This window comes from Pseudoalteromonas aliena (assembly GCF_038155085.1).
GTDB lineage: Bacteria > Pseudomonadota > Gammaproteobacteria > Enterobacterales > Alteromonadaceae > Pseudoalteromonas > Pseudoalteromonas aliena_A.
Genome location: NZ_JBAKAU010000087.1, coordinates 1 through 242 on the forward strand (window position 1 = coordinate 1; position 242 = coordinate 242).

Below are 242 nucleotides of genomic sequence, written 5' to 3' on the forward strand. Positions count from 1 at the left end.
AATTTCGGGAATCTTCTTCAGTTCTGCCACTACGTTTTTGTACATGGAACCTTTTTCCAGCTTGATTCCTACGTATGTACAGGTTCTATACCATAAACTCTTAGGGTTCACATGATATCCTGAACCGATAATAACTCACAAATCAATTAATCTTTTCACACGCTGGTGAATGGCTGCGCGTGAAACTCCACATTCTGCTGCGACATCTTTAAACGGGATGCTGGCATTTTGGGATATAATTT

At 40.1% G+C, this 242-nt stretch carries 1 protein-coding gene; it reads right to left on the reverse strand.

All coding sequences use genetic code 11. The features are described 5' to 3' along the window. Positions 1–135: 135 nt before the first annotated feature. The gene (locus tag V6260_RS19695) at positions 136–240 is read right to left on the reverse strand and encodes an AsnC family transcriptional regulator (RefSeq protein WP_425355716.1); all 105 of its coding nucleotides are present in this window, start codon (positions 238–240) and stop codon (positions 136–138) included. Between the last annotated feature and the right edge of the window lie 2 nt (positions 241–242).